This window comes from Duganella callida (genome assembly GCF_004614165.1).
Taxonomy (GTDB): Bacteria; Pseudomonadota; Gammaproteobacteria; order Burkholderiales; family Burkholderiaceae_D; genus Rugamonas; species Rugamonas callida.
Window position 1 is genome coordinate 33,733 of record NZ_SPVG01000275.1, and the last position, 9,532, is coordinate 43,264.

At 68.2% G+C, this 9,532-nt stretch carries 7 protein-coding genes; 5 read left to right on the plus strand and 2 right to left on the minus strand.

Annotation, left to right across the window (positions count from 1 at the left end; translation table 11 throughout):
* Positions 1-11 precede the first annotated feature (11 nt).
* Genes E4L98_RS29095 through E4L98_RS29105 form a run of 3 tightly spaced genes read left to right on the plus strand, consistent with a single transcriptional unit; the run spans position 12 to position 1,746 of the window.
* Positions 12-569: a SiaB family protein kinase gene (locus tag E4L98_RS29095; RefSeq protein ID WP_135205027.1), complete on the plus strand. Its 558-nt coding sequence runs from the start codon at positions 12-14 to the stop codon at positions 567-569.
* A gap of 20 nt (positions 570-589) precedes the next feature.
* Entirely contained in the window at positions 590-976 is a 387-nt protein-coding gene (locus tag E4L98_RS29100) for a DUF1987 domain-containing protein (RefSeq protein ID WP_135205028.1), read from the plus strand.
* A gap of 8 nt (positions 977-984) precedes the next feature.
* Positions 985-1,746: a GGDEF domain-containing protein gene (locus E4L98_RS29105; RefSeq protein ID WP_135205038.1), complete on the plus strand. Its 762-nt coding sequence runs from the start codon at positions 985-987 to the stop codon at positions 1,744-1,746.
* A gap of 12 nt (positions 1,747-1,758) precedes the next feature.
* Here E4L98_RS29105 and E4L98_RS29110 read toward each other — a convergent pair whose 3' ends face one another.
* Positions 1,759-2,709 (minus strand): 2-hydroxyacid dehydrogenase, encoded by a 951-nt coding sequence (locus tag E4L98_RS29110; RefSeq protein WP_135205029.1) that lies wholly within the window; start codon positions 2,707-2,709, stop codon positions 1,759-1,761.
* A gap of 189 nt (positions 2,710-2,898) precedes the next feature.
* Here E4L98_RS29110 and E4L98_RS29115 point away from each other — a divergent pair, with 189 nt between their 5' ends.
* Both E4L98_RS29115 and E4L98_RS29120 read left to right on the plus strand, forming a co-directional pair.
* Complete coding sequence (locus E4L98_RS29115; protein ID WP_229257624.1) at positions 2,899-7,863, plus strand: hybrid sensor histidine kinase/response regulator; 4,965 nt, start codon at positions 2,899-2,901, stop codon at positions 7,861-7,863.
* A gap of 114 nt (positions 7,864-7,977) precedes the next feature.
* The gene (locus E4L98_RS29120) at positions 7,978-8,232 is read left to right on the plus strand and encodes an NHLP-related RiPP peptide (RefSeq protein WP_135205031.1); all 255 of its coding nucleotides are present in this window, start codon (positions 7,978-7,980) and stop codon (positions 8,230-8,232) included.
* A gap of 56 nt (positions 8,233-8,288) precedes the next feature.
* Here the strand turns inward: E4L98_RS29120 and E4L98_RS29125 are convergent, their stop codons facing one another.
* Positions 8,289-9,437 carry a putative peptide maturation dehydrogenase gene (locus tag E4L98_RS29125; protein WP_135205032.1) on the minus strand — a complete coding sequence of 383 codons (1,149 nt, stop codon included), beginning with the start codon at positions 9,435-9,437 and terminating at the stop codon, positions 8,289-8,291.
* Between the last annotated feature and the right edge of the window lie 95 nt (positions 9,438-9,532).

A 9,532-nucleotide genomic window follows, 5' to 3' on the forward strand; every position in this document is an offset into this window, starting at 1 on the left:
AGGAACACGAATTGTTGTACAAGGAATTTAGCGAGTTCTATGAGGTGGCGCGCAAGCGCCACATCATCTTTTTCTATGTGGGCTATTTTTCGCAGCACGTGGTGGCGGCGATTTCCGAGACCATCAAGGCGCGCCTGGACACGGCCGGCGCCGCCGGGCCGACGCGCCGCCGCATCTTCTCCTCGTTCGTCGAAATGTCGCAGAACATCATGCACTATTCCTCCGACACGCTGACGCCGGCGTCGCAGACGGACAACCAGATCCGCCGCGGCTCGTTCTGCATCGGCACCAAGGGCGACAGCTTCTTCCTGCTGTGCGCCAACCCGGTCGACAGCGACAACGTCGAGCGCATCCGCAGCCGCCTCGACCCGCTGCACACCATGACCATGGAAGAGATCAAGTCCGCTTACAAGAAGGCGCTGCGCGAAGAAACGCCGGCCGACAGCAAGGGCGCGGGCCTGGGCTTCCTGACCATGGCGCGCGACGCCAGCGAGCCGCTGGAATTCGAGTTCGTGCCGGACGAGCAGAATCCGGAAGACACGATTTTCTGCATCAAAGCCATCATCTGAGCATCGACAAGAGAACTAGAATGGAACCACTTTTCATCGCCGCCTCGCCTACTTCGCCGGAAATCGACTTCCGCTTTGACCAGCACACGCTGTCGATCAAGGGCGAATCCTATCCCGAGAACGCGGCCGCCTTCTACGGCCCGCTGATCGCCCGCGTGCAGACCTACCTGGAGCAATGCAGCGAGGCCGAGATCACCGTCAACGTCTCGCTGGCCTACTTCAACAGCTCCAGCACCAAGATGCTGTTCACCTTCTTCGAGGCGCTGAACAACGCCGCCATGGCGGGCAACCACGTGCGCCTGAACTGGTACCACGACGAAGACGACGATACCATCCTCGAATTCGGCCAGGAACTGCACGATGATTTCGGCGCGCTCGACTTCCAAGACCACGCAGTGAGCAACTGATGAAGCCCATGGCCGACGCCGACCTGTTTGCGCTGGAAAGCGCCGCCCTGGCAAACGCCAGGGCCGCCTACGACGATCCGCACGCCGACACGCGCGCGGCGCTGGCCGGCCTGATCGTGCACTACGAGCGGCTGATGCGCGAGAGCCGCCGCCTGATCCGCCGCAGCGACCGCGCGGAGCTGGACATGAACCAGATGAACCGCCAGCTGTACGAACTGGCGCAGCAGCTGGAATACCGCGCCACCCACGATCCGCTCAGCGGTGCGCTGAACCGGGCGGCGGTGATCGACAAGGCGTCGGCCTGCCTGCTGACCGGCGACATGGCGCTGATCGTGCTGGACATCGACCACTTCAAGTGGATCAACGACGACTTCGGCCACCCGGCCGGCGACACCGTGATCAAGACGGTGGTGGCCTGCCTGAAGGCGCTGCTGCCGCCAGGTACCGCCATCGGCCGGGTCGGCGGCGAGGAGTTTTCCGTGGTGTGGCCGACCTCCTCGCTGGACGAGGCGCGCGACGTCGGCCTGCGCATCTGCGAGGCCATCGCCGACCAGGTGTTCGGCGCGCCGATCGACCGCCAGATCACGGCCAGCGTGGGCGTCAGCTGGAATAGCCTGGGCACCAGTTTCGAACTGGCCTACAGCCGCGCCGACGAGGCGCTGTACGCCGCCAAGCGCGGCGGCCGCAACTGCGTCAAGGTCTACTCGCAGCTGCCCTTGCCCGTCACCCCGCCGCCCGCGTCCGCCGACGTCTCCACGCCCTGCCACTGAGCCGCGACCGCGTCACGCCACCGGGGTCGGCAGCGGCTGGCCGCCGAAGTGGGCGCGCAGGTTGTCCACCACCAGCTGGCCCATGGCGTGGCGGGTTTCCACCGTCAGGCTGCCGATGTGCGGTGTCAGCAGCACGTTGTCCAGCGCGCGCAGCGCCGCCGGCACCCGCGGCTCGTCGGCAAACACGTCCAGCGCCGCCATGCCCAGCGTGCGCTCGCGCAGCGCCGCGATCAGCGCCTCCTCGTCCACCAGCGATCCACGCGCGATGTTGACCAGCGTTCCCTGTGGTCCCAGCGCCGCCAGGACATCCGCGTTCACCGCGTGGTGCGTGGCCGGACTGCCCGGCGCCGCGATCACCAGATAATCGCTGGCGGCCGCCAGTTCCAGCAGCGAGGCGGCGCGCGGCACGCTCGCGCCGTCGATGGCGCGCGGCTGAAAGTACCGCGTCTGCATGCCGAACGCTTGCGCGCGCGCGGCGATGGCCTGACCGATGCGGCCAAAGCCGAATATCCCGCAGACCTTGCCGCGCAGGGCGCGCGCCGGCGTCAGCGGCTTGCCGGCCTGCCACGACCCATCGCGCACGAAAGCATCCATCGCCGGCAGGCGGCGCGCCGCCGCCAGCAGCAGGGTCAGGGCCAGGTCGGCCACGTCGTCGGTCAGCACGCCCGGCGTGTTGGTCACCGCCACGCCGCGCGCGCGGGCGGCCTCCAGGTCCACCGCGTCGGTGCCGATGCCGTTGACGGCGACGATCTCCAGTTTCGGCAGCTGCGCCAGCAGCTCGGCCTTGATGCCGATGGCGCCGGTGGTGAGCACCGCGCGCACCGCGCCGGCCAGGCCGGCCAGCCAGGCCGCCTGCTGCTCGCGCGCCACCCGCCACAGGTGGTGGCACCGAAAGTGCTGCTCCAATTGCGCCATCACGTCGGCGGAGGGACTGGCCGCCATCACTAATACGTCTGGTTTCATATCGATACTCGCTTGGTTGACCTGTGGCGATTGTACAAGCGCGCGCGATTTCCCGTTGCCTGCCATGGACATTTAGTCATGTATTCTTTATGCTTCAACAAGCCATCTGAGGAGTGCGCCCTGATTCTGACCGATCACGCCCCCGCCACAACCGCCCGGAGCCCAGCCTGTCACTGGCTGCGCGCGGCCGTGTTTGCGCTGACGGCGTGGCTGGCATGTTGCACGTCGGTGCGCGCCAGCACCGAGCGCTGGGACCAGCTGGCGACGCCGCTGTTCGAACACCTGGGCCTCGATCAGGGCTTGCCGCATCCGGTCGGCATGGCGCTGGCGCAGGACGGCACCGGCTTCATCTGGATCGGCACCCAGAGCGGCCTGGCGCGCTGGGACGGCTACCGCATGCGCAGCTTCCACCACAACCCCGGCGATTCCAGCAGCCTGCCCGGCGATTTCATCCAGGCGCTGCATGTCGATGGGCGCGGCCGGCTGTGGGTCGGCACTGCCGCCGCCGGCCTGGCGATGTACGATCAGCAGCGCGAGAATTTCGTCCGTCCCAGCAAGGAACTCAGTCGCGGCCTGGTCAGCGCCATCGCCAGCGACGCCCACGGCAACCTGTGGATCGGCGCGCCGGACGGCCTGCGCTATTACGACACGCTGCACAGGACCCTGCGTCATTACACCCATGAGGACACGCCGGGCCTGCCCGACAACCAGATCCGCGCGCTGCTGATGGACCGCGGCGGCAATCTGTGGATAGGCTCGGCCACCGGCCTGTCGCGCCTCAGGCCCGGCGGCACCATCGTGCGCGTGCCGGTCAGCGACGGCCAGGGGCAATGGAGCGACAGCGTGATGGCGCTGGGCCAGAACGCGCGCGGCCAGATCGCCTTCGGCACCCTCAAGAGCGGCATCGGCGTGATCGATGCGCAGACCGGCAGCGCCCGCATCGTCGCCATGCGCGACATCACCGAAGTGCAGGCCAACATGGTGCTGGCGGTGACCGAGACCGTGCCGGGCGTGTGGTGGGCCAGCACCTACGGCGGCGGCGTGATCGAATACCACAGCGACAGCGGCCGCAGCACGCGCATCCTGCACCAGCCGGCGGTGTCGTTCAGCCTGAGTAACGACCGCACCGCCGCGCTGCTGCGCGACCGCAGCGGCATGATCTGGGTGACCACCGAACGCGGGGTCGACATCTATGATCCGCACAGCGAGGCGATCGACTCGGTGTTCGGCGCCGAGGGCCAGCAGGAGGCCGGCGTCTCCGCGCTGATGACCGACAGCCGCGGCGACGTCTGGATCGGCCTGGCCGACCGCGGCATCGACATCGTGCCGCGGCAAGGCGCGCGGCGTGCCGCCCAGCGTCCCGATCCGCGGCATCCGGAAACCGCCCTGCCCAACCGCGTGGTGCTGGCGCTGGCCGAGGCGGAGCCGGGCGAGGCGTGGATCGGCACCCAGCTCGGGCTGTACCACACCAACCGCAACGGCGCCGTGGTCCGCCGCGTGCCGCTGCCGCTGGAGAATCCGTATCCGCGCGTCGGCACCATCCTGGTCCGCAACGGTCAGCTGTGGCTGGGCACCTTCGATGGCCTGCTGCGCTACGATCCGGCCAGCGGCGCGCTGCGGCGCTATGCCCAGCATCCGGGCGAGACCGGCGGTCTGACCGACAACCGCATCCACGCGGTGACGGCCGACGCCGACGGCGCGCTGTGGATCGCCACGCGCAATGGCCTGAACCGGCTGGAACCGGACAGCGGCAAGATCGAACAGATCCGGGCCGAGCCGGGCAAGGCGGACGCGTTGTCGGAAGCGGTGATCAGTTCCCTGGTGCTGGACCGGCGCGGCCGGCTGTGGGTCGGCACCTATGGCGGCGGCATCTGCGTCATGAGCGGCCGCAACGCGCTGGGCGAACCGGTGTTCGAGCGCGTCGGCTCGCCGCCGACGCTGCGCGCCGGCACCATCATGGCGCTGCAGGCCGATGGCGTCGGCCGCATCTGGGCCGCCACCTCGGACAGCATCGCCGTGGTCGACGCCACCACGCTGCGCGGACGCGCGCTGAGCCGCGCCGACGGCCTGGCCTTCCGCACCTTTTTCATCGGCGCCAGCACCGTCACCCCGGAGCGCGACCTGGTATTCGGCGCCACCGCCGGCCTGGCCGTGGTGTATCCGGGGCGGCTCAACGACTGGGGCTACCGCGCACCGCTGGCGATCAGCGCGGTGCGGCTGGACCAGGTTCCGCTCGCGCCGGTGCAGCTGGCCGGCAAGGACGGCATGACGCTGGCGCTCAAGCCGGACAACCGGAGTTTCGAAGTGGAGCTGGCGGCGCTGGATTATTCGGCGCCGGCGCGCAACCGCTACGCCTATCTGCTGGAGGGCTACGACCAGCGCTGGAACGAAGTCGACGCCAGCCGTCGCATCATCGGGTACGCCCACCTGCCGCCGGGCAGCTACACGCTGCGCATGCGCGGCAGTAACCGCGAGGGCTTGTGGAACGCCGACGAGCTGTCGCTGCGCGTGACCGTGCTGCCGGCCTGGCACCAGACCTGGTGGGCGTGGCTGCTGTACTTCCTGGCGCTGTGCGGTCTGGCCGGTGGACTGGTGCGCTGGCGCGTGCTGCGCCTGCAGCGCAAGGGCGAGGCGCTGCAGCAGCTGGTCTACTCGCGCACCCAGCACCTGGAAAAGCTGAACGCCATCGTCAGGTCGATCAACGAACAGATGGACTTCGACGCGCTGCTGCACACCATCCTGCAGGAATCGACCATCATCAAGGGCATCGATTCGGCGCTGGCCCTGGTGCGCGAGGACGGCGCCGACACGTTGACCTTGCGCGCGGCCTGGGGCCGCATCGACGCCACCGCCGACGCCTATCGCGTCGATCTGCGCCAGGCCGAGATGCGCTACGCGCCGCCCGGCGCCATGATCGCGCCCGACATCTTCGAGGTGCGGCACCGCCAATCGCTGCCGGGCGACGTCTGCGCGCTGCTGTCGGTGCGGGTGGTGATCGATGGCCGGGTCGAGGGCTATCTGATCTTCGAAAACTACCAGTACCAGGCCAGGTTTTCGCCCAGCGACCTCGATCTGCTGATGGCACTGAAGGAGCCCTTCGTCTCGGCCTTCCACAAGGCCCGCACCCTGCGCCAGCTGCAGCAGGCGCGCACCAACGCCGAGGCGGCGACGCGCGCCAAGAGCGAATTTTTGGCCAACATCAGCCACGAAATCCGCACGCCGATGAACGCCATCCTCGGCTTCGCCGGCCTGGGCACGCACCTGGACCTGCAGGCGCAGCCGCTGGACTACTTCCGCAAGATCAGCCGCGCCGGCCAAAGTCTGCTGCAGATCATCAACGACGTGCTGGACTTTTCCAAGATCGAATCGGGCAAGCTGGAACTGGAGGCGCTGCCGTTCGAACTGGACGACACCCTCAGTCAGATCGCCGACCTGTTCGCGTGGCGCGCGGCCGAACGCGGGCTGGAACTGGTGATCTGGGCCGCGCCGGACGTGCCGCCCAACCTGCTGGGCGACCCGCTGCGCCTGGGCCAGATCCTGGTCAACCTGGTCGGCAACGCGCTGAAATTCACCGCGCGCGGCCACATCGAGCTGCGGGTGGAGATCGATGCGGACAGCCCGCCGCTGAAGCCGGGCGGACCGCTGGTGCTGCGCTTCACGGTGGAAGATTCGGGCCTGGGCATCAGCGAGGAACAGCAAAAGCGTCTGTTCCAGGCGTTCGCCCAGGCCGACGCCAGCACCACGCGGTTGTACGGCGGCACCGGCCTCGGGCTGGCCATCTCGCAGCAGCTGGTGCGCAAGATGGGCGGATTGATCCAGGTCGACAGCGAGCCCGGCGTGGGCAGCAGTTTCAGCTTCACCGTCCACCTGCAGACGGCCGCCGACCAGACGCCGCGGCTGCAGCCGGTACCGGCCGCCGCGCTGGGCAAGCGCGTGCTGGTGGTGGACGACAGCGAGACCACGCGCCACGTGCTGCGCGCGCAGATCGGCGGCATGGGCATGAAGGTGCGCACGGTGACCTCGGGCGCGGCGGCCATCGCGGCCATGCAGCTCGATACCTACGACGTGCTGCTGATCGACGCCGACATGCCGGACCTGGACGGCATCGCCACCCTGCGCCTGATCGAGCAGGACGCGGAACTGGCGGCGGTGCCGGCGGTGCTGATGCTGACCGCCTACGCGCGCGAGCATGACGAGGCCACCGCCCGCCAGGCGCGCGCCATGCCCTTCCTGGACAAGCCGGCCCACCCCCAGCTGCTGCGCAACGCCATCCTGGCAGCCTTGCGGCTGGAGGCCAGCCACCAGGTGGCGGCCATCAGCGCGCCGCCGTCGTTGGCGGTGCAGCGCATCCGCGGCGCCCAGGTGCTGGTGGTGGACGACAACGCCATCAACCAGCAGGTGGCGTGCGAGATTTTGCAGCGCGCCGGCGTCAAGGCCGACGTCGCCGGCGGCGGCGAGGAAGCCGCGCGCCTGGTCAACCTGAACAGCTACGACGCGGTGCTGATGGACATCCAGATGCCCGACATGGACGGCTACCAGGCCACCGCGCTGATCCGCAAGGACGAGCGCCACGCCGGCCTGCCGATCATCGCCATGACGGCGCACGCGGTGGCCGGCTACCGTGAGCGCTGCCTGGCGATGGGCATGAATGATTACGTCACCAAGCCGATCGACCCGGACACGCTGTACGCGGTGCTGGCCACCTGGGTGCGGCCGGACCCGGGCCGATCGGCCGCCGCCGGCGAAGCGGCGCGGCCGGCGGACGGCAACGGCAATGGCGCCGGCATCCCGCGTCCCGGCATCGATATCGCGGGGGCGATGGAACGGCTGGGCGGACGCGATGCCTTGCTGTCCAAGTTGCTGAGCATTTTTGCGCGCGACTTTGAGACCAGTCTGCAACAGATTCAAGATGCTATCCACTGCGGCGAATTGTTACATGCGGCCGATCTGGTCCACAAAATCCGCGGCGCCGCCGGTAATCTTTCTGCAACGGAACTTTTCAATACAGCAACCATGCTGGAAGACCGGCTCAGAGCGGAGCCGGCGGCGCTGGCCGATTTGCTGCGCGGCTTCGCCGACTCCTTCAAAGTTGTCATGGCCAGCGCGCAAACCGAAGTGTCGGCGCGCGAGGCCGCGCTGGCGCAGACTCACTAGCGGTCCGGTAGTGATGGAATAGCTTGAGCCGGGGTCGCGGATGTCTTAGCATGGACCTGACATCAAAGCGCGCCCCAACGCACAACCCCGATAGACCAACGAAAGGAACGACTCATGGCCTCGCACACCCCACAAGACCTCGACCTGCTGCTGTCCAAACTGTCCGGCGACGACGGCTTCCGGCTAAGCTTCCTGAACGACCCGCAACTGGCCCTGGGCGGGCTGGGCATCCAGCTCGACGCCAGCCAGATCCCGGCCGCGCGCAGCCTGCCGTCGAAGGAACTGATCGCCGCCAGCCGCCACGCCATCAAGGGCAAGGTGGAAAACGCCGCCGGCGCGATTCCGTTCTTCCTGTCCGGCCAGCGTTAAAACGCACCTCCCCCGGCGGGAAAGCCCGGTCCGCGCATGGACCGGGCTTTTTTTATTCACGGCTGGTAGCGCATTTCGACCGTCTCCTGCGCGCCCGACGCCAGGCCGCAGCCCCCGACCGCCACCACCATGTCCTTGAGCGGATCGAGCCCGAGGGCGCGTTCGATGTCGATCTCGTTGACGGCGGCGGTGACGAAGGCCGGCATGCCTGCTTCGGTGGCCAGCAGATAAAACGTCTGCGACAAGTGGCCGGCGTCCAGCAACAAGGCGCGGTAAGCCTTGGCGTGGTTACGGTACTTCCAGAAATTGCGCTCCACGCGCGCCACCAGGATCACCAGCATCGGCGCCGGCACAAACCAGTCCTGGTCGGCCACCATGCGTAGCGCCAGTGCCGCGGTTTCGGCGCCGGTCATCGCGGCGAGCGGCTCCAGCGCGTGCCGCACCGGCTGGTAGTGATACAGGCCGGGCGCCAGGCCCTCGATGCGCTGGGCCAGGATATAGACTTCGGTGGGATGCAGGCCGCCGGCCGAGGGACTGAGCTTCTTCAGCACATAGGCATCGGGCGCCATCTCGCGCTCGCCCTGCGAGCCGAAGGCGCGCTGCAGCAGGCGCGAGGCCGTGGCCAGCGGCAGCACGGCGGCCGGATCGAAATTCCGGCCGGTATAGCGCTGATACAGCGTCTCGTCGAGCCGCGCGCGCTCCGGTTGCGGCAGCGCGATCGACTGGCCGTCGTCGCGGCGGGTTACGGTGGGCCCGGGCGGCGTGCCGTAATTGTCGACCAGCTCCTCGAAACTGGGAAACTGCATGCCCTTGTCGACGCGCATATCGCCCCAGCGGCTGAACATGTGGATCGCGGCGGACAGCGGGCGCCAGTGCTGCGCGCGCAGCGTCTCGTCGCGTTCGCGCGGGACAGCGCCTTCGGTCGCATCGGACAACAGCAGACCGGCTTGCAGCAGGCGAGCGATGATGTCCGCACCGAATCGCGCCTCACAGGCCGTGCGCTCCTGCCACAAGGTATGGCCGATAGCGCCCAGCGCCGCCAGTTCGCCGGCATCGACGACGACCTCCTCGCCCAGATGCGGCGCCAGCGCCACCCACTGCATGGTGGCGGCGATCGCCCCCTGCCCCGCAAACAGCGCCGCCCAATCGACATCCAGATCCTCGCGCGGCTCGACAAACAGCACAGCACAACGCCTGACAAGCATAATGCCTCCGATATAAACCGACAGCCCACGCTACCACAAATCCGGGGTCAGGTCTTCCATTGCGTCACGGGCTGTGCCGTAGCGGCCGCTACGGC